This window comes from Crinalium epipsammum PCC 9333, from assembly GCF_000317495.1.
GTDB classification, from domain to species: Bacteria; Cyanobacteriota; Cyanobacteriia; order Cyanobacteriales; family PCC-9333; genus Crinalium; species Crinalium epipsammum.
On sequence record NC_019753.1, the window covers coordinates 120,705 to 141,134 of the forward strand.

Annotated in this window: 18 protein-coding genes, 1 pseudogene and 1 riboswitch; of the genes and pseudogenes, 10 read left to right on the top strand and 9 right to left on the bottom strand. The window is 39.7% G+C overall.

Annotated elements, in window-relative coordinates:
- Positions 1-194: 194 nt before the first annotated feature.
- Positions 195-1,004 carry a bifunctional hydroxymethylpyrimidine kinase/phosphomethylpyrimidine kinase gene (gene thiD / locus CRI9333_RS00440; protein WP_015201235.1) on the top strand — a complete coding sequence of 270 codons (810 nt, stop codon included), beginning with the start codon at positions 195-197 and terminating at the stop codon, positions 1,002-1,004.
- Positions 1,005-1,182: 178 nt separating this feature from the next.
- The gene (locus CRI9333_RS00445) at positions 1,183-1,734 is read left to right on the top strand and encodes a hypothetical protein (RefSeq protein ID WP_015201236.1); all 552 of its coding nucleotides are present in this window, start codon (positions 1,183-1,185) and stop codon (positions 1,732-1,734) included.
- 98 nt (positions 1,735-1,832) lie between these two features.
- Here the strand turns inward: CRI9333_RS00445 and CRI9333_RS25375 are convergent, their stop codons facing one another.
- Together CRI9333_RS25375 and CRI9333_RS27525 are read right to left on the bottom strand one after the other, a co-directional pair.
- The gene (locus tag CRI9333_RS25375) at positions 1,833-2,678 is read right to left on the bottom strand and encodes a YsnF/AvaK domain-containing protein (RefSeq protein ID WP_015201237.1); all 846 of its coding nucleotides are present in this window, start codon (positions 2,676-2,678) and stop codon (positions 1,833-1,835) included.
- Between the two features lie 615 nt (positions 2,679-3,293).
- Positions 3,294-5,153 carry a hypothetical protein gene (locus tag CRI9333_RS27525; protein WP_015201238.1) on the bottom strand — a complete coding sequence of 620 codons (1,860 nt, stop codon included), beginning with the start codon at positions 5,151-5,153 and terminating at the stop codon, positions 3,294-3,296.
- Between the two features lie 261 nt (positions 5,154-5,414).
- Between CRI9333_RS27525 and acs the strand changes: the two genes are divergently transcribed.
- On the top strand, positions 5,415-7,385 hold the full coding sequence (gene acs, locus CRI9333_RS00465) for an acetate--CoA ligase (RefSeq protein WP_015201239.1): 1,971 nt from the start codon (positions 5,415-5,417) through the stop codon (positions 7,383-7,385).
- Positions 7,386-7,638: 253 nt separating this feature from the next.
- Here acs and CRI9333_RS00470 read toward each other — a convergent pair whose 3' ends face one another.
- Positions 7,639-8,022, bottom strand: a complete 384-nt coding sequence (locus CRI9333_RS00470) for a DUF1823 family protein (RefSeq protein WP_015201240.1) — start codon at positions 8,020-8,022, stop codon at positions 7,639-7,641.
- Between the two features lie 127 nt (positions 8,023-8,149).
- Here CRI9333_RS00470 and CRI9333_RS00475 point away from each other — a divergent pair.
- Positions 8,150-8,441: pseudogene (locus CRI9333_RS00475) on the top strand (acylphosphatase).
- A 276-nt stretch (positions 8,442-8,717) separates the two neighbouring features.
- Complete coding sequence (locus CRI9333_RS00480) at positions 8,718-9,764, top strand: 3-deoxy-7-phosphoheptulonate synthase (RefSeq protein WP_015201242.1); 1,047 nt, start codon at positions 8,718-8,720, stop codon at positions 9,762-9,764.
- A gap of 95 nt (positions 9,765-9,859) precedes the next feature.
- Here the strand turns inward: CRI9333_RS00480 and CRI9333_RS00485 are convergent, their stop codons facing one another.
- Positions 9,860-10,360 carry a DUF4149 domain-containing protein gene (locus CRI9333_RS00485; protein WP_015201243.1) on the bottom strand — a complete coding sequence of 167 codons (501 nt, stop codon included), beginning with the start codon at positions 10,358-10,360 and terminating at the stop codon, positions 9,860-9,862.
- A gap of 179 nt (positions 10,361-10,539) precedes the next feature.
- Between CRI9333_RS00485 and CRI9333_RS26345 the strand changes: the two genes are divergently transcribed.
- Both CRI9333_RS26345 and CRI9333_RS00490 read left to right on the top strand, forming a co-directional pair.
- Positions 10,540-10,680, top strand: a complete 141-nt coding sequence (locus tag CRI9333_RS26345; RefSeq protein ID WP_157462215.1) for a hypothetical protein — start codon at positions 10,540-10,542, stop codon at positions 10,678-10,680.
- A gap of 11 nt (positions 10,681-10,691) precedes the next feature.
- Entirely contained in the window at positions 10,692-11,693 is a 1,002-nt protein-coding gene (locus CRI9333_RS00490) for an endonuclease/exonuclease/phosphatase family protein (protein WP_015201244.1), read from the top strand.
- A 91-nt stretch (positions 11,694-11,784) separates the two neighbouring features.
- Here the strand turns inward: CRI9333_RS00490 and sipA are convergent, their stop codons facing one another.
- The 3 genes from sipA to msrP all read right to left on the bottom strand — a co-directional run bounded on the left by sipA (position 11,785) and on the right by msrP (position 14,320).
- Complete coding sequence (gene sipA / locus CRI9333_RS00495) at positions 11,785-12,012, bottom strand: regulatory protein SipA (protein WP_041225809.1); 228 nt, start codon at positions 12,010-12,012, stop codon at positions 11,785-11,787.
- Positions 12,013-12,033: 21 nt separating this feature from the next.
- Positions 12,034-13,050, bottom strand: a complete 1,017-nt coding sequence (locus CRI9333_RS00500; RefSeq protein WP_015201246.1) for a sirohydrochlorin chelatase — start codon at positions 13,048-13,050, stop codon at positions 12,034-12,036.
- Between the two features lie 35 nt (positions 13,051-13,085).
- Positions 13,086-13,244, bottom strand: a riboswitch (cobalamin riboswitch).
- 89 nt (positions 13,245-13,333) lie between these two features.
- Positions 13,334-14,320, bottom strand: coding sequence for a protein-methionine-sulfoxide reductase catalytic subunit MsrP (msrP, locus tag CRI9333_RS00505; protein WP_015201247.1), 987 nt, complete (start codon positions 14,318-14,320; stop codon positions 13,334-13,336).
- Between the two features lie 267 nt (positions 14,321-14,587).
- On the opposite strand from msrP, the gene glcD reads away from it, so the two are divergent.
- Positions 14,588-16,063: a glycolate oxidase subunit GlcD gene (gene glcD, locus CRI9333_RS00510; protein ID WP_015201248.1), complete on the top strand. Its 1,476-nt coding sequence runs from the start codon at positions 14,588-14,590 to the stop codon at positions 16,061-16,063.
- A 111-nt stretch (positions 16,064-16,174) separates the two neighbouring features.
- On the opposite strand, the gene CRI9333_RS00515 is transcribed toward glcD, so the two are convergent.
- Positions 16,175-16,783 (bottom strand): hypothetical protein, encoded by a 609-nt coding sequence (locus CRI9333_RS00515; RefSeq protein WP_015201249.1) that lies wholly within the window; start codon positions 16,781-16,783, stop codon positions 16,175-16,177.
- An 88-nt stretch (positions 16,784-16,871) separates the two neighbouring features.
- Here CRI9333_RS00515 and CRI9333_RS00520 point away from each other — a divergent pair, with 88 nt between their 5' ends.
- A complete protein-coding gene (locus CRI9333_RS00520) occupies positions 16,872-18,602 on the top strand; it encodes an RluA family pseudouridine synthase (protein WP_015201250.1) in 1,731 nt (576 codons plus the stop codon).
- 164 nt (positions 18,603-18,766) lie between these two features.
- On the top strand, positions 18,767-19,114 hold the full coding sequence (locus CRI9333_RS00525; RefSeq protein ID WP_041226187.1) for a hypothetical protein: 348 nt from the start codon (positions 18,767-18,769) through the stop codon (positions 19,112-19,114).
- A 166-nt stretch (positions 19,115-19,280) separates the two neighbouring features.
- Here the strand turns inward: CRI9333_RS00525 and hisC are convergent, their stop codons facing one another.
- A complete protein-coding gene (hisC, locus tag CRI9333_RS00530) occupies positions 19,281-20,375 on the bottom strand; it encodes a histidinol-phosphate transaminase (protein WP_015201252.1) in 1,095 nt (364 codons plus the stop codon).
- Between the last annotated feature and the right edge of the window lie 55 nt (positions 20,376-20,430).

Below are 20,430 nucleotides of genomic sequence, written 5' to 3' on the forward strand. Positions count from 1 at the left end.
GAAAATTTGAGATTTTAACTTAAAAATCTCAAATTTTTAGAGTTATTAGGGTGGCAAAATAATCAGGAGTGACCAGCAGGGTGAAAAATCTCATAATAAATTGTGCGTTCGCGTAGCGACTCCGCAGGAGGATCGCGCAGTCGGTACTGCGTACCTAATGAAATTAGCTTTGCATAGTAAGAATTTCTCAATTTATGACTAGAACAATTGTACCTGTTGCTCTGACAATTGCTGGTTCCGATAGTGGTGGAGGTGCAGGAATTCAGGCAGATTTAAAAACTTTTGCTTTTCATCGTGTACACGGTATCAGCGCATTGACCTGTGTAACCGCTCAAAATACGCTCTTGGTAGCGCGAGTAGACGCTCTACCTGTAGAGGCGGTGATAGCCCAAATAGCGGCGGTAGTTACAGATATTGGAGTACAAGCCGCGAAGACTGGAATGCTGTTAAATAAGCAGATTATTGAAGCGGTAGCCCAACAGATAGAAGTTTTTAAGCTACAACATTTGGTTGTCGATCCTGTGATGGTATCGCGCACTGGCGCTCAACTGCTTGATGATGATGCTGTAGCAGCATTGCGAAATTTGTTGATCCCCAAAGCAACAATCGTCACGCCCAATCGTTACGAAGCACAGCTACTAACTAATCTACAAATTAATACACTTGATGAGATGCGAATTGCTGCTCAACAAATTTACCAAATGGGAGCAAAAGCCGTCTTGGTCAAGGGTGGAGGTATGGAAGGTAATCTGCGTAGTATTGATATTTGGTTTGATGGTCAACGGCTAGAAACTTTAAAAACATCATTAGTAGAAACTAAAAATACTCATGGCACTGGTTGTACACTATCTGCTGCGATCGCTGCTAATTTAGCCATAGGTAAAGATAGTTTGTCTGCTGTGCGACAAGCTAAAGATTATGTAACTACAGCACTAAAGCATTCACTTGATATTGGAAGTGGTGTGGGACCTGTCGGACATTTTTTTCCAATTTTAGAAATATAATTGCCAAAGATATTAATATAAACGTGACTATAAATAATATGTGTGCCAAGCCACTTGAGATTTATGATTTGTTAGCAAGTTGAAAAATGACTATAAGCTGACTTTAATTAAAATTATCCTTGCCTGACAGTAGTTCTGCTCAAGTCATGACGTTTTATCCCAGTTATTCAAACAACCGATGCACAACAATACACCACCTGGTAATTCTAGACAGACAACTAACAACCCCTACCGCCCTTCTGTACCAATTTCCGTTTACCGAGAACTAGCAGCAGAATTGCAGGCAACACAAACCATGCTAGACTCTCTCAATGCCCAAAACCAGCAATTAGTTCAGCAAAATCAATTGCTGCGACAACAAGTTGAAAAAGCTGTTCACTCAGCTATTTATATGCAGCAGGTTGTCGCTTCGTTAAAACCTGTTCGGTTCGGTGAAGCTTCCTCTACTTACCCAGAAGAATATCGAGAATTAAATCAAGCTAGTCATAGCCTAGCAGTGCGTCGTCAAGGGCAAACAGCAGCTATTACACCTCTAAATGCACCAGCCGCTTTAGCATTTTCTGAAAAGTTATATACAGAACAGCAAGAACCTAGAAACCGTCGTCCTGCACCACCAGAAAGCACCTCAGAAGTTAGTGGCTTATGGTTAGCAGTAGCAATTGTGGCGATCGTGCTGACAGCGTTTGGCACTGGGTTCTTGATTGTGCGACCGTTGTTGAACAGTCGTTAATTAACAATGTTAATGTATAAGAATTTTAACCAAGCTGCCGGAATTTATCCGTAGCTTGGTTAAAATTTTATAACTTTGAAATTTTCTCAAACAGTCGCTTAAATAGACTTATTACCTTTATCAATCACTGATTGACCTTGAGTATCAATGTCTAATTCTTCTCGGCGTACTTGCTCTTCCACTTGAACAACTTCTTGTTGTACTTCTTTTCTCACATTAACTTCTTCACGCACAAAGGCTTGCTTTTGAACATCAGCCGTTTCTTCGTATACATCAATGCGTGTAGTTTCTGCTTGTCCAAAGTTGACGGTGGCAGGATTTACAGCAACGCCAGCATCAGTAGGGGTGATGCGCTCTACAACAACTCTTTCTTTCTCTACAGGAACAGCAACACGCGCTGTGTCGGTTTCTACGCGCTTACCAACGGTAACTTCACCAGCCTTGACCCGTTGTTTATCTGCTACTAGGCGCTCTTCATAAAGCTTGATATAGGCATCGCGGGCGGCGTGTTTAGCTTTTTCCCAAGGCACGCCGGAACTAGCGTACTTTTGCTCATAATCACTTTGTAGTTCTGGCTCAATCTCATCATAAGTTTTGTCAGTATCAGCATAGCGACTGAAACCTTCATATCCTGTCGTGTAGGCAGGCTGATAGGCATCATAGCTGGTATCTGGTTCAACGTAAGGACGAGATGCGTAGTTATCTTTCCAGTAAGTTTCTTCTTCTGTAGGATTAACTGCTTCAGCAGCACCCTTGCCCATTAAACCACCAGCTACTGAACCGATGACGCTACCAACAACTGCTCCGATAGGACCACCAACAACACCACCAATGGCTGCACCCATTGCGCCAGCACCAGCCGCGCCAAGACCTGTACCTACTGGATGGGAACCTGGTTCACCAGAGATGGGATCGCGGTTTGCATCATGTTCTGAATTAGTCATTCTTTTCTCCTAAATTTTGATTGTTTGTTATCAAAGCTTTGTAATTAGCTCTGGTGTAGATCTGATAGTTGAATTATGACTACAGGTGTATATTAAAAGTCGCATTCTGATATATAGCCTGGGTATATTGACACTTTATAATTATTAGCTCTTGCCCTGAAAAGGCTGTGAGCTAAAAAATGTTAAATGGCTATTTAGTCTGTATTTAAATAGCTCGCGTCAATTCGCTAATTATGTAGCGAAGTTTGATATACACAAACTAGGTATCAATAGTCACCTGTTACTATGAACAACCTTAACAGCTAAACACTTGTGGTCTGTCACTCTTGGGAGAGAACCATCGTCTGTCTGAAGTTGGAAAATTTAGGTGAGCAGAATTAAATATTAAATTGTTAAGTTTTTGAAACATAGCCCCAACTTTCTTGGAGACATTTCCAAAATTAAAGGTGTTTTATATAAGCTATGGTGTTTCTAAATTTTATATTTTCTGGGAAGAGGAGAAGGGAAGGTTATAGAGTTTGATAACTTTTTTTCTTTATTAAAAATGTTTGATTTCAATGCGTGTTAGTAGAGACGCGCTATAGCTTGTCTCTACATTTTGTTTGGAGATGTTTTTTAGGCAAGTTCTTCTGTAACTAATCTCCGCATAATTTCAGCAACTTCTGTTGCCATTCTAGAATCAAGTTGTGCTAAATTGTTGCTGGCTCCTCGTAACGCTATGCTCAAGGTTCTAAGTTTAGCTGGTTGACCTTGAAGTTTAGGTATCTGATCGATAAATTGCACAAAAGCAATATACACAATTTCATGCCTTTTGTTGCTATCACTATAGCCGTTGCCTAATTTAGAAATAATGACTGGAGAACTGATTAAACTGTCTATACCTAATACTTTAATCGCTAAATCTGTATAACGGGCTGCATCAGTTCCCATTGCTCTAATAATACTTTCTAAGCTATGCCACTGCGCCCCTGGTAGACGTAGGGCTGGTGCTAGGTGGGGATGCCATCCCAACATAGAAATGAAACGAGTTAAATCGTAGGCTGTAACAAGGTTATTACCTGCTGAAGTTGGAGCAGCAGCATTTAATAAAACTTTTCCTTTTTTGGCATCAAATATTTGGGGGTTATCTATAAAAGCAGGTTCACCGTAACCGCCACGAAATTCTAAATTATTATTGCCTGTAATTTTTTGTACCCAAAGTTCTAACCCTGGACGAGTTTCAAATCTTTTAAACATTGCAGCTACAGAATTTGAAGTAGCTACGGCATCTCCATAACTCACTACATCTACTGCTAAATCATAAACGGGATAATTTTTCTTGCGTTTGTTTTGGTCTTTAATTAAGCAATTATCAATATCAGAATCAGGAAATTTACTATTGATTTTAGAAAGAATATTAAGAATAGGTAAAATTTTAGTGGCACTCCAAAATTGACCTTTATTAAGAGCATTTCTGCCTAACCAGTGGGTTTTGATTTGTCCGTCTACAAAACTCCCAATGCAAATGCAGGCTTCTTTGATATCTGGATGGAGAAAATCTAAACTTTTATCAATTGACGGTATTTGACCAATTTTAGGGTAAGGAGTAAATGTAACTGTTTTGTTGGAACCTTTAAGTACAATTGTTTCACCAGAGGAAATTACATTTGCGCCATCAGGTTTTTCTGTAAGGCGTTCTGGATATTGTTTGATATGTTGCTTGTAGGGTGATTTTTGAACGCCTTGATATAAAAATACTAATTTGCCATTAGCTGCCCCCAGATTGAGGGCATTTTTCATAAATAGTTTATAAACTCGTGTTCTATCTTTTGCTAGTTCTAATTTTTCTAGGCTATTATTGCCATTACTGGGTGTACTATTATCATTCGTTGGGGTATCGGAAAACGAGTTAATTTGTTGACCTACAATTGCTTGCTGTATGGCGTTATTTACTTGAGTTTTTTTATCTGCGATCGCTTTGGCAATAATTCTGCCAGCAAGGATTTTGGCGTTCTCTGGTGCTGGTGCTAACCATTGTCCACCAAACGCTGATGCCCATTTATTCCAGTTAGTAACTAATTTAGCAACTTCTTTATCAGCTATTTGTTGACTTTTAAAGATTGAGTAAAAAGCGACAACTGCATCTTCATTACTGACAGGGTTTTGTGGAGGAGTGACAGGTGAGTTAATTTGTTGCCCATCTAATGCTTTTTTGATGACAACGGCTACTTTGATTTTGGCGTTTTCGAGTTCTTGCGCTAGTTTTTTACCAATGAGAATTTGGGCGTTAATTTCTGTAGCTTGAAACCATTGGGCATCAAAGGCAGTTGCCCATTTATTCCAATGAGTTTTGAGTTGGGCGGCGGCGGTATCTGCTGCTTGTTGGTTATTTTTGAATAGGGCGTTGAATGCTGCTAAACCTTCATTATTGCTGATGGTGCGTAGTTCCAGAATTGGTGATGCGGTTGTAGATGCAGTATTGATATCTGGAGACATAAATAGCGGGAATTTAGGATAAATTCAGTTTTATCCTATCTTTTGAAAGGTTTTTATAAGATTAACTAAAATTTAATAGTTGCATTCACGTAGCGACTCCGCAGGAGTATAGCGCAAGCGCTGACTTGTCAGTTCGCGAAGCAATTCCGAAGGAGGAGGGAATAATGAGCATCGCACCCTGCTTAAAAAAACTCAAGGTTATTTCTGGCTGATCTGCGTTCAAAATAGTTGAGGGAAACGATCGCAATTACAGTAACTATCATGTCTGAATCGACTATTGAATCAATCCTGCAAGAAAAACGCTTATTTAACCCTCCTGCGGAATTCTCTCAAAACGCCCAGATCAAGAGTTTGGAGGAATATCAGCAACTATACGATCGCGCCCTTGCCGATCCTGAGAAGTTTTGGGCAGAGTTAGCGGATCAAGAGTTGCACTGGTTCCAAAAGTGGGACAAAGTATTAGATTGGCAACCACCTTCTGCATCTTGGTTTGTTGGGGGGAAAATTAATCTGAGCTACAACTGCTTAGACAGACACTTAACAACTGCGCGTAAGGATAAAGCAGCGTTAATTTGGGAGGGGGAACCAGGCGACACCCGCACTTTAACTTATGCAGAATTACATCAGGAAGTGTGCCAGTTTGCCAATGTGTTGAAAAAACTGGGAGTGCAAAAAGGCGATCGCATTGGTATTTATATGCCAATGATCCCCGAAGCAGCGATCGCCATGTTAGCTTGTACCAGAATTGGCGCAGCGCATACCGTTGTATTTGGTGGTTTTAGTGCGGAATCATTGCGCGATCGCTTAGTAGATGGACAAGCGAGAGTTGTAATTACTGCTGATGGCGGTTGGCGCAAAGATGCGATCGTACCTTTAAAAGTGCAAGTAGATAAAGCTTTAGCTGATGGTAGCGCCCCTAGTGTAGAAAGCGTTGTAGTAGTGCGCCGCGCTGGAAAAGATGTTGATATGCAGCCAGGGCGCGATTATTGGTGGCATGAAATCAATCAAGGTGTATCAGCAGATTGTCCCGCAGAACCAATGGATAGCGAGGATTTGCTGTTTGTTTTATATACATCTGGTAGTACTGGCAAACCTAAAGGTGTTGTTCATACCACTGGCGGTTACAACCTTTATACCCACATGACTACTAAGTGGATATTTGACCTTCAGGAAAACGATGTTTACTGGTGTACTGCTGATGTAGGTTGGATTACTGGACACAGTTATGTTGTCTATGGCCCATTATCCAACGGTGCGACAACATTAATGTATGAAGGTGCGCCACGCGCTTCTAATCCTGGTTGTTTCTGGGATGTAATTGAAAAGCATGGTGTAACGATTCTTTATACTGCCCCTACTGCGATTCGGGCGTTTATCAAAATGGGTGAAGAATTACCCAACGCTAGAAACTTATCTTCTCTGCGATTATTGGGAACTGTCGGCGAACCGATTAACCCTGAAGCTTGGATGTGGTATCACCGCGTAATTGGTGGTGAACGTTGTCCAATTGTGGATACTTGGTGGCAAACAGAAACAGGCGGAATTATGATTACGGCGTTACCAGGGGCAATTCCGACTAAACCTGGTTCTGCGACTCTACCTTTCCCTGGAATTTTCGCTGATATTGTCGATTTAGAAGGTAATTCCGTACCAGCTAACGAGGGCGGTTATTTAGCTGTGAAATATCCTTGGCCTGGAATGATGCGGACACTTTACGGCGATCGCGATCGCTTCCGTCGGACATATTGGGAGCATATTCCGCCCAAAGACGGGCAATATACCTACTTTGCGGGAGATGGCGCACGCAAAGATGAAGATGGCTATTTCTGGGTAATGGGTCGAGTTGATGATGTGATCAACGTCGCTGGACACCGTTTGGGAACGATGGAAGTTGAATCTGCTTTGGTTTCTCATCCCGCAGTTGCAGAAGCGGCGGTTGTTGGAAAACCGGATGAACTCAAAGGGGAAGAGATTGTTGCTTTTGTCACCTTAGAAGGTAGCTACAACGCTAGTGAGGAATTGAGTAAGGAACTGAAGCAGCACGTAGTTAAAGAGATAGGTGCGATCGCTCGTCCTGGGGAGATCCGTTTTACTGATGCTTTACCGAAAACGCGATCAGGTAAAATTATGCGGCGGTTGTTGCGAAATGTTGCTTCGGGGCAAGAGCTTACTGGTGATACTTCCACTTTAGAAGATCGGGGTGTTTTGGATAAATTGCGCGAAGGTGCGTAGTCTTTTTTCAAGGCAGATGTAGAGACGCGCGATCGCGCGTCTCTACATTATGCGAACATGATTATAAAGGGGTGGAATTGTGACTTAAAAAGCCATTTGACTAGAGAAAATTGCGATCTTGGGTTTTGTTATGGTTATTGATTGAATATGCTCACAAACTAAATTAGGCAAATTTTGATAATCCATACTCTATTGAGGGCGATCGCAATTTATCAATAGTTTATAATTGCTTACAATGTGACTCATCCTGAATCTAAGAACTAATCTCACCAATAGCAGTCTGTTTCATATAGCTTAACAACCAGTTAGCTGCCGTCGCCCGACGAGTTTGCCTTGGTCCAAACTCCCCAACTTTATAACCTTTAAAGCCTAACTGTTCTTTGAGTAATTGTTTATTCTCTTGAGGAATAGAACGAGTAAGCTTTACTGTGGGAGGACGGTTGGCAATAAAGTCGGGTGGTTCTGGATACTCGTCCCGCCATTCTGGTGCTACCTTGCTAGTATCCCATTTACTTGTGGTTTCGTCATAGCGGTAGCCTAAGTAGTGCCAAATGATTTGGTTGACGGTAAGATCATCTATTTCTTCTTGGATAATTGCCCAAACGGTATCAGTATTTAGCGGTGGTAGGTCAGACATTATTTATTACACAAATAAAAAAATTAGCGACTATTAAAAAAATACAGCTTAAATCAGTCATAAGCCAAAGTTTACCTCCCCGCTACCCTTTAGAGGTAAATCATCTCTGTAACGCCAAAAACAGCTAATGACATCATCACAACCAACACCGATTCGCGCCCATGTTTTTGTTTCACCGAATAGTTCAAGGGGTTGGATACCGCTTTGCTACTGTAAATCAAGCTAATCAATTAGGCATCAGTGGTTGGGTGCGGAATCTTCCCGATCAAAGGGTGGAAGCAGTTTTTGAAGGTACTCCAGAGGCAGTGACAGGGATGATTAGCTGGTGTAAGCAGGGGCCACTAGGTGCTGTAGTCAATTCTGTTATTGTTGAGTATGAGGAGGTAGAAGGTTTACCGAGGTTTGAAATTAAGCGGTGAAGGTTTATAAAAAATTTTTGGTTTAATATAATAATTTTATGAATGGATAATTTCAATAGACCTCTCCAACAAAGAATGTAGAAACCTCTGATTGCTCGTCTCTACAATCCTTCAAGGGTTAGCACCTTGAATTTTTGGAGATTTTAGAGTTGTCTATGGCAAATAGTAAAAATACCTAAATAAAACTACTCATACAAATATTACGGCTATTCCAGCAGACAGAACATCAATTAAAATTTAATTTTGCTCGCTCTCACTCAGTAGGAATCTTTTTCCATGCACGAAAAATTAGTCAACACTCATATCGAAGATTCACAACTCTTGATTACTCCAAATGACCTTAAGGCAAAACTGCCTTTAACAGATTTAGCAGAAAACAACGTTCTGCAATACAGGCAAGAAATTGAAGATATTTTAGACTTTAAGGATAACCGTAAATTTATAGTAGTTGGCCCTTGTTCTATTCATGATATTAAAGCAGCAGAAGAATATGCCGAAAGGCTGAAAGTGTTGGCAGAGAAAGTTAAGGATAAATTGCTGCTAATTATGAGGGTGTACTTTGAAAAGCCCCGAACTACTGTTGGTTGGAAAGGGCTAATTAATGATCCCGATATGGATGATTCTTTCCATATAGAAAAAGGTTTATTAATTGCACGTAGCTTGCTACTAAAAATTGCTGAAATGGGATTACCTGCTGGCACTGAAGCTCTCGATCCCATCGTACCTCAATATATTGCTGAATTGATTTCATGGTCGGCAATTGGAGCTAGAACAACAGAATCCCAAACTCACCGAGAAATGGCAAGTGGGCTTTCTATGCCTGTTGGGTTTAAAAATGGTACGGATGGCAGTGTTAAAGTTGCTTTAAATGCTTTGCAATCTGCTAAGGAACCGCATAATTTTGTAGGAATTAACCAACAAGGGCAGGTGAGCATTTTTAGAACCAAAGGCAATGACTATGGTCATGTTATCTTAAGAGGTGGCGATCGCCAGCCTAATTTTGATGCTGATAATGTCAAAATTGCGGAAGAAAAATTAAAAGCAGCGAATTTACTGCCACGAATTGTAATTGATTGTAGTCACGGTAATACCAATAAAGACTACAAGCTACAAGGCGCGGTATTTGAAAATGTTGTCCAACAGATAGTAGAGGGAAATAGTTCTATCGTGGGGATGATGCTGGAATCTAATTTATCTGAAGGGAGTCAAAAAATTCCCCATAAACTTGACCAGTTAAAGTATGGAATTTCAGTTACAGACAAATGTATTAACTGGGAAGAAACTGAGAAAATTATTTTGGCTGCTCATCAAAAATTGAAATAATAAAACCATTTCATCTAGGGTAATGCCAAAAGAGACGCGCTAGGTGCGCGTCTCTACATCAATGAGAAAATGGGATAAATATTTTTGTAAGATGTTTAGTCAACTGAATTACGGTAGCATAAGCCTAATAGGGTACTGCATCCAATCAGCTTGAGAGCTTCTAAAAACCAATAACCTATGTGCATTTGGTTCATGTGGGCAGGTATGACAGTAGTTGAATCAAATAAATTTAGCTGTAACCCCAAAGCACTCATTTCTGGGGTTAAAAAATAGGTATAAATTAGAGCAATTCCTAAAAGGATAACGGATAAAATAATTGAACGGTTTTCCTTAAGGCTAGGCTGTTGAGTGCTTTGGGCTGCTAATATACTTGTCAACACTAAAGCTGCACAGACTAACTCAATGCGATTAAAAATCCAAAATATTGAATATCCTGCTGTAGCAAATCCTGCTTGCGTCATCATGCCTGTAGCGTAAAGGCTAGGCATAATTACTAAGTCCAAAATTAGGCTACTACTTAACCAAAAAGCTAAAGTCAAAATTCCAGTTGTTTGCCAAACAGGTCGTTTTAGTTCGACTCCAGTTATAGCTGCCATAAGCTTTCCTCTAATTGATAATTTCTCTAGTTCTTTCAGCTTATCGAAGAATTCAAGCTCCTAATATGAATTTTTGATAATAAAAAGTGGCAAAATAAAATAAATATTTTACAAATTGTAGTTGTTTTAATAAGTTTTGTAAAAAATACTTGTATTCAGAACAAATTAGTAGTGCCTGAATGACGTTTTTATTAAATACCCCAACTACATACGGCAGAAGTAGGTTGATTGAGTTTATCTATCAGGATGGCGATCGCGCTACCATGAATTGGTCTGAAAATCCTCTAATATTGTTTTTGGTAAGCCTTCAACTAAGTTAGTACAACACCCAATGCGTCTGCTTCCTAAACAGCGAAATAAAAATTTCTTAAGTAATTTTATTGCCATTTTATTACTTTTAGGAATAATCTCAATCACCTTGCTTTCTATTGGCAGTTCATTGGTATGGAATTTTTATTTGGAACTGGCTTCTCATTTTAAAGTTCAATATTTAATTACTACAATCATTTTAGCTTTTTTGTTGTCGATAAACCGAAAACGAGCGTTTGTGATAATTGCTTTGTTCTGGATATTACTTAATGCCGGAGAGGTGATTCATTGGTATATTCCTCAATCTACAGTTGGTCACCAATCACCCAATAAAATTCGTGTATTGTTAGTAAATATTAATACAAAAAATAATAACTATGAGCAAGTAATTTCTCTAGTAAGGAAAGAAAAACCAGATGTTGCTGTGTTTCTGGAATTAGATGAATTTTGGGCTAATCAACTTCAATCTATAAATGATATTCTTCCTTATGCTGTCGGAAGAGCTAATCCTGATAATATGGGAATTGCTGTTTATAGTAAACGACCTTTAGAAAAACCCAATATTAAATTTTTAGGTAGTTCTAATAATGCTAGTGTAGTTGGAGATTTATTAATTAATAAACAAGCAATTTCTTTGGTTGCTACCCATCCGATGCCACCAATTAAACCAGAATTGCTGCTTTCTACTAAGCAACAGTTAAATGCCATTAGTGGTTATGTGAAACAGCTAAAGCAACCTATATTAATCATTGGAGATTTGAATACCACAATGTGGTCGCCTTCGTACAAAAATTTTATAAATAAAACTGGTTTGCGTAATGCTAGGCAAGGTTTTGGGATTTTACCCACATGGCCCACAGAAGCTAAATTTTCGCCAATTAAGCCACCGCTATCTTGGTTACTATTAATTCCCATTGACCATTTTCTAATTAGCCCAGAAATCAAAGTGTTAAATGTTAGAACCGGAACAAATGTGGGATCAGATCATTTGCCTTTGATTGCTGATTTAGTTTTAGATAAGTAGAGAGGTTGTATACAACCTCTCTACATTGGCATTTCTAGAAGATGTTTATTTCTCATCTAGTTTTGTGTGTGACGGGGTTTATTTACTCTTTTTATGGTGTTGGTGCGATCGCTTCGATATACTGACTATCGAGCAAAAAAGCTCCTTTAGTAAAACGGACACCCCAATACCCTCCTGGTCGCCTATCCATTACAACTCCTTCCTCCCCAATAGATATTACTTCAGGAGGACGTAGCATCGGCATTGGTTCAGCCGTTTTCACATAAGGAGGTAATGCCACAACGCGAACTTTCTCACCAACAGTAAATTCCTTAGACATAGCGTGGGTCATGGATAATTGTTAAGGTGCTTGCCAAATTCTGTCATGATATTGTTCTAAATTTGCATAAGGATCAACAGTTTCGTGGGAGTGACCATGACTGTGACCATGATCGTGATGATGGTGAGAAGTATGATCGTGACTATGATGATTATTATTGCTACTACCAGCAGCAGCTAGTCGAAATTTGCACATTTCACAATTCATCTGCACTTGTCCTAGTTGGGTTTCAATTTCCCTTTCTCTAAGAACAGAAAGTAATAGCGGGTGAAGACCCATTTCTGGCAGGCAAGTTAGAGAAATATCTGGATACTGTTCTTGCTGTTGTGAAGTGGTGTCAAAAATCTTTTTAACTAACAGTCCGGTAAATAGAAAATAGGGTAAAACAATAATCCGTTTAGGTTGGTAAAGTCGGGCGCGGCGGAAACCTTCTTCTAAACGAGGGTGGGTGATGCCGATAAAACAAGTTTCTACAGTCTGATAACCGCTACCTTCCCAAACAATACGGGCTAGTTTGTAAACATCGCCGTTAGCGTCGGGGTCACTAGAACCACGACCAACAAACAGTAATACTGTCTCAGAACGATTGTAATCAGGCTCGTCGATTTGGGCAAGGCGCGATCGCCATAAATCTATAATTGCAGGAGTAATCCCAAAATGTCGCCCGTAGTGAAACTTAAGCTGAGGATGTCTAGCTCTTGCCCTGTCTAACTCATTGGTAATATCAAACTTATTGTGACGAGCGGCGAATAATAAAATCGGTAATACTGAAAGTTCCGTATAGCCTTGTTCTATACAGCGATCTACACCTTCCTGAATTGTCGGACCTGTAAGTTCCAGAAAGCAAGGAAGCACAGGGCGTGAGGTGTCCAAAGCTTGATAAGCAGCAGCAAAATCTAATAAGCTTTGCCGTCCATCTTGGTCTTTAGTACCATGACCAATTAATAATAAAGGGCGTTGTAGCGGTAATGGCGGCAAGTGCAGAGATTCAGTAGGTGATATCAATGTCGTAGTTAGAGTGGAATTAGCATTAGGCATTATATTAAGCTCCGTTCCTATGCAACGCAGGAAGTATAGTGAGCAAGTAACAGGTAGGCATTCTGGCTTACAAGTAAGGTAGCACTACTGTTTTACCTAAAATCTTGTTTACAGTTGCGGCACAGCCTCGGACTCTCACCGACGTTTCCCTACTGTGTTACGGTTCACATTTGCCCTGTTATCTTATCAGAGGTAATAGAAATACCCATCCCCTCAGTGGGGATTGAGATCATTAAACCTCTCCACAAATTAAGGTGCGCTACCTACATCCAGAGAATGTAGGTTAGATCTTATATAGATGTCCTACATATTCGCCGTAACCGTTATAAGGAAGTGTTGGGCGTTTTTCCCAAGAGAAACTTGGCCCTTCCCCCATTAAACGTTCTGTTGCTTGTGACCATCTTGGATGAGGCTTATTTGGGTTAACATTTGCCTCAAAATCATATTCATTGGAATCAAGAGTATTCCAAAATGTTGCTGGTTGTTTATCCAAAAATTCAATTTTTACAATTGATTTTGCGCCTTTATAACCATACTTCCAGGGAATTACTGCTCGAATAGCAGCACCATGTTGTTTTGGTAAGGTATGACCATAGATGCCTGTGGCGAAAAATGCTAGATCATTTGTCATTTCGTCAATGCGTAAACTTTCTGTATAGGGCCAAGGATAGCCAGCCGCCCAAAATCCAGGGCCAGGAGTAATTTTGGGGTCATAAAAAGAAGTAAACCGCACAAATTTAGCATTTGATTTTGGTTCTACATCTTTTACAAGCAATTTCATTGGAAAACCTACCCAAGGCACTGCCATTGCCCAAGCTTCTACGCATCTAAATCTATAGATACGTTCTTCTAAAGGAAAATTTTTCTGGATATCATCTAAGTCATAAGTGCGAGGATTATTGACTAAACCGCTAACTTCTACTTTCCAGTTGTCTGTAGGTAATGATTGAGCTTTTTTCCAAATAGACTTTGTGCCACCAAATTCATAAAAATTATTGTATTTAGAGGATAAAAATTCCTCAGTTATTGGACGGTCAACTTTGGCAAAATTGGGATTAATATTTAAGTTTGGGTAAGCGGGATATGTACCTGATATGCTGCCTGTTTGTATTTCTGAGTTATTTTCGCAGCCAGTAACAGGTAATATAGCTGCACCAATACCAGCACCGATTAAGGTTTTTAAGAAGCGGCGACGATTAAAAAAAGCTGCTTCTGGTGTTGCGTGGCTTTCTGGGATTTCCCAGGATTTGGCAATACGGATTAAGGTCATGGGTGTTTGTTAAATCACTTTTTGTCGCGAAGTTAATAGATGATTTGTCTATTTTTACACTACTAATTAGTAAACCAAAGCAGCTATCATATTTATAGAGGGGATATTTTATTGCCAATTAAAAAAAATACAATAATAATTACCTAAGATATATATGGATGCTACTATTCCATTATTCAATGTAACACCTTCGTTAACCAGTTAATACGGCAATGCGGTGGAACCGTATGCTTGGTATCAGCATCACGCCTTTTAAGGAAACTATTTATGCTTACTAAAGAAAAAGTACAACAACGAAACTGGCAACCAATAATTAAGCAATTTGAGGCTGTAGTTGGTAAAAATGGTGTGATGCAACGGCGTGAGGAGTTAATTACTTATGAGTGCGATGGTTTAACCAGCTACAGACAACGCCCTGCGGTGGTTGTGTTACCCCGTACAACGGAACAAGTGGCGGAGATATTGAAGATATGCGATCGCTATAACGTTGGATGGGTAGCCCGTGGCGCTGGTACAGGCTTATCTGGCGGTGCATTACCCGTCGAAGACTGTGTATTAATAGTCACAGCTTTAATGAGTAAAATTTTAAGCATTGATTTAGAAAATCAGCGTGTAGTTGTCCAACCAGGAGTGATTAATAACTGGGTAACACAAGCAGTTAGCGGTGCTGGTTTTTTCTACGCCCCCGATCCTTCTAGTCAAATTATCTGCTCAATTGGTGGTAACGTTGCCGAAAATTCTGGTGGTGTCCATTGCTTAAAATATGGCGTTACTACTAACCACGTTTTAGGATTAAAAATTGTCACCCCTGATGGTTCAATTGTTGATATTGGGGGAGAACTACCAGAAATGCCTGGTTATGATTTAACAGGTATATTTGTTGGTTCCGAAGGCACATTAGGCATTGCGACAGAAATTACTTTAAAAATCGTTAAAGTACCTGAATCAATTTGTGTTATTTTAGCGGATTTTAATACCGTAGAAGAAGCTGGCGGGGCAGTCTCCGATATTATCAGTTCTGGAATTATTCCAGGCGGTATCGAAATGATGGATAACTTCAGTATCAATGCTGTTGAAGATGTAGTTGGAACCAATTGTTATCCTAGAGATGCTGGTGCGATTTTGCTAGTAGAAATCGACGGTTTACAAGTAGAAGTAGATACTAATAAACAGCTAATTTCGGAAATTTGTACAAATAACGGCGCACGGACAATTACCAGCGCCAGCGATCCAGAAACCCGTTTAATATTATGGAAAGGTCGCAAAGCTGCCTTTGCCGCAATGGGTAAAATTAGCCCAGATTACTATGTACAAGATGGAGTTATCCCGCGTACAAAATTACCCTATGTCCTGAAAGAGATTGAGGAACTTGGAAAAAAACACGGCTATTATGTTGCTAATGTGTTTCACGCTGGAGATGGCAACTTACACCCATTAATTCTGTATGATAATGCTGTGCATGGTGCTTTAGAACAAGTTGAAGAATTAGGCGGGGAAATTCTTAAACTTTGTGTAAAAGTCGGCGGTAGTATTTCTGGAGAGCATGGTATTGGCGCGGATAAGCGTTGTTATATGCCAGAAATGTTTAGTGAAACAGATTTAGAAACTATGCAATGGGTAAGGCAAGTTTTTAATCCCAAAGGGTTAGCTAATCCTGGGAAAATATTTCCGACACCTCGTACTTGTGGGGAAGGTGCAAAGGTTAATACTAACAAAAACTTTGAGTCGATAGAACGGTTTTAACAATATGTAGAGACGTATTATTGTACGTTTCTACATCAAATATTTGTAGAAATCATTTTCATAAATAATTGATACTAACAACTGCTGTAATTTAGTTTTATACAATATTTATTAAAAATAAATTTTAAAGGGTTCGCAAAGAATACCTAAAATTTGATTTAATTGATTAATAAAGTATTCAGTTAAATCAATTTTTATCATCTGTTTTTCTAATACGAGGAATTTCCAGTTAGTACCTGTCGAAACAGCACCATAAACAACTTGATCTTCTATACCCTTACGAAGATTAAATATTTGAGCGGCAAACATTTGAGCTACACATTGTCCTAATCCAATACGAATATCATTATCTTTTGCTTCAACTAAGGTCAATACAGGGGCAGTTACTAGAGATTGATTACTGGATGCGCTTAAAAGAAAATCACAAGCACCCGTTAAACCTTTTGATTCGTCAATATTAAAGGTGTTACCAGAAAAATAACCAACTTTGTTTTTAAAGATACGTCTTACTTCTAATAAGACTGGAGTTATAATTAATTCAGATCTAGCTTTTTCAGTACTAATACTTGCTGCTAAATCCAGTGTTTCCTCTAATGTTTCTTTCAAGCGTTGAGAAGGTTCGATTGGTGCAATATGACTAAATAAATGAAAAGTATCCTCAACTGTTAATCCCAAGGCGGAAACAGCTTGCTCAATAGTTTTAAAATCACTGTATGACATATTATTCCAGTTAATACCATTGATAACAACAATATAGCTTAGTTTGGGAATCTGGGCTAAAAATAAAAAATTCTAAATCTTGCATCTTATGGTGATTCTGCATCCATTTTTCGATTTGATTAGCTCTAATACTGTTATTGGCAATTTATCTCCTAGTTATTACTATGAAGGTTTTTGCCCTCAAGGTGGTGAATTATTGAGGCTACCGCGCACACCTTTAGTAGAAGCGATCGCACTTAATTTAATGCAACATCTTGCCAAAAATGAGAGTTATTCATCTGAAGGCAAAATGTATGGCGTATTGTTAGTAGAACTGCCTAATGGTGAACAACGAATAATTAAAGCATTTTCTGGTCTTTTGAATGGTTGCAGCGTGGTTGATGGTTGGGTTCCGCCAATTCCAGGGAGAGATGAAGTTGTTTTAGAAGAAGCGCATACATTAGCACAATTAGAAGCAATTAAGCAGGAACTTATTAACTTAAAACAACTGCCAGAAAGACAGCAGTTGGCAACGTTGTCTCATAATTTTGAGCAGCAGTTAAAAGCAATGAGCGATCGCCATCTCAATTCCAAACAACAACGACAAGAAAAACGCCAGATATTCTGTCAAACATTAACGGAAGAAAATTTAACTTTTGCACTTGAACAACTTGATGAAGAAAGCCGTCAGCAGGGAATAGAAAGAAGAAAGCTTAAACGCCAACAAAATGAAGTATTGCAACCGCTTAAAGATTTAATTACAAATGCAGATGGGCGGATACGTGAACTCAAGCAACAGCGTAAGGAACTATCCCGCGAACTACAAGCACAAATGCACGCGGCTTACAGTTTGACTAATTTTTCTGGGCAATCTTTATCTTTACAGCAATTAATGCCAGGAGGTTCAATGCCTACTGGTACAGGTGACTGTTGCGCCCCAAAGTTGCTTCATTATGCAGCAACCCATCAGTTAAAACCGCTAGCAATGGCAGAGTTTTGGTGGGGTTCAACAACTCAGGATAAAGTGCAGGGGCAATTTTATGGTGCTTGTGCGGAAAGATGTCAGCCATTGATGGGGTTTTTGCTTTCGGGGTTAAAACCTAACCCCCCTGCCCCCTTCTTGATCCACCCTGCCCCCCTTAAAAAGGGGGGTAAAGAAGGGGGAGAAAGAGAAAGCCCCTCCCCTTGTAGGGGAGGGGTTTGGGGAGAGGTTTCTTTACCAATTCTTTATGAAGATGAATGGCTGATAGCTGTAAACAAACCCGCAGGTTTGCTTTCTGTACCTGGTCGTTATCGCGATCGCCAAGATAGCATTCTCAGTCGCTTACGTCATCTCTTACCCGATGGCATCAAGCTGATGGCTGTGCATCGCCTTGATCAAGAAACATCTGGTATCCTGCTACTGGCGCGAGATCTTCCAACTTATCGTCAACTCAGCCAACAGTTTCAGCAACGACAAATCCACAAAATTTATGAAGCGGTACTTTCTGGCACTGTAACAATTAATCAAGGCATGATTGAACTACCTCTCTGGGGAGATCCAGAAAATCGCCCTTATCAAAAAGTTGATTGGCAAAAAGGTAAACCAAGCTTAACTCGTTTCCAGGTTATTGCAACGGAAGGAAACTATATGCGCCTAGAATTTATACCACTAACAGGACGCACCCATCAGTTAAGGGTTCACGCGGCTGATCCTAGAGGGCTTGGAATACCCATTTTAGGCGATCGCCTCTATGGATGCTATGCAGGTACTCGCTTACATCTACACGCTAGGGAACTGCGCTTTGAGCATCCGCAATCTGGAAAAACCTTAGAAATACGAGCAAATACGCCTTTTTGAACGTATCTAATTTGCCATTGTTGAGATAATTATTGCTTTTGTGCTACGCTAAAAGCTATTTTTTTTATTCTAGATATAACTTTTGTTAGAGGAATAATTCTTTGTATACTACTAACCTGGAAATTATGTTGAAAATAATTGAAAAAAAGTCACCCAGTATTAGCATGAAAAATATAATCTCTAGTGCGATCGCACAGATTTCTTCTCTCATTAATGGATTTCAGGTAAAACGCTTTTTTGCTGTTGTCGCAGTTGGTTTTCTCCTACTAACAACAAATGTTGATGCTGGACGCAATAGCCAAGCTGTAGCTGAACAAGTTTTAGAAAAAGCACATCAGACTGATGATGTAAGACCAAAAACATCAAACGAGTGGAAGCAAGAAGCCCGCGAAACAGAAGACGATCCCGGCACACGTGGTAAATATATTGCCGAAGAAACAGGACAAGCGTTAAAAGAATTTGGTAAATTGTATCCAAAAACTGCTGAAGCAAGCACACGCGACAACGATTAGAAACGTTAATCATATTCTAATACTGCATTGGTATCGAGTACCAATAATTAGAATTTGCAACTGCACCTAAGCTTCTTGGTGTTTCCCTTAACAATTAAATCTGCACTATATATAGTGCAGATTTAATTATTTTAAATGCGATCGTATTACAACCATAAATCTTTACTCACGAACCTTTTATAAAAATTTTTCCTCTCTCCTCCCCCCTCTCCCCTCCCTCATTCCTTATCGCCTCAACTAGCACCTGATTTTGCTCATCAGTACCAACTGTAATCCGCAGCTTATCCTCTAACCCAGGCTGCTTGAAATAACGCACCAAAATTCCTAATTCCTTCAACCCTAGAAAAATTTGCTCCGCATTGCCTTTAGGTGGTTGCACTAACAGAAAATTAGTTTGCGAATCCCACACGCGAAAGCCTAATTGCTTGAAATTTACCGCTAATTTTGCCCGCGATGCCTTGACTTTTTCGGCACATTCATTTTTATAAGCTTGATCGCCCATTGCTGCTGTACCAACCAGACAAGCGATCGCATCAATATTATAGTTATCCCTCATCTTAAACAACCCACTCAATAACTTGGGATTGGCAATTCCAAACCCCAAGCGCAAACCTGCTAAAGAATAACCCTTAGATAAGGTGCGAATCACAATTACATTCTCAAATTCTTTCACCAAAGGCAATGCTGTTTCTTCAGCAAAGTCAACATAAGCTTCATCAATTACTAAAACACCAGATATCCTTGCTGCCAATTGTCGCAGATCTGCGATCGCAACTATATGACCCGATGGACTATTAGGTGTTGCAATAAATGTCACCGCACCATTTGCTGCTACTAATTCCTCAATTGGTAAGCAATAATCCTCTTTATAAGGAATTTCTACACATTCCGCAGGCTGCATATCTGTCAAGGTGCGATACAAAACATAAGTTGGCATCGGGTAAACTACTTTGCGCCCCAAATCTGCACAGCTACGCACAATTAAATTTAGTAAATCATCACTGCCATTGCTAACAATAATCCAGTCAACTGGAACCCCTAAAACTTCGCTAGTCGCTTGCCGAAAATCGTTAGCATAAGGATCGGGATAACGCCGTAACCATTCAGGATCTAGGTTATGCAAAACTGCGATCGCATCCTGAGAAGGCGGATAAGGATTCTCGTTAGTATTAAGCTTAATAATTGGTGTACCAGGTTTGGGTTGTTGGCTGGGAATATACCCAACCATCGCATCAACACTGGGGCGGAAGAAGGATGTCATTACTGTGTAGCGTTATCAACGAACTAAGTAGGCGCGTATAAATAAACTTTTGAAA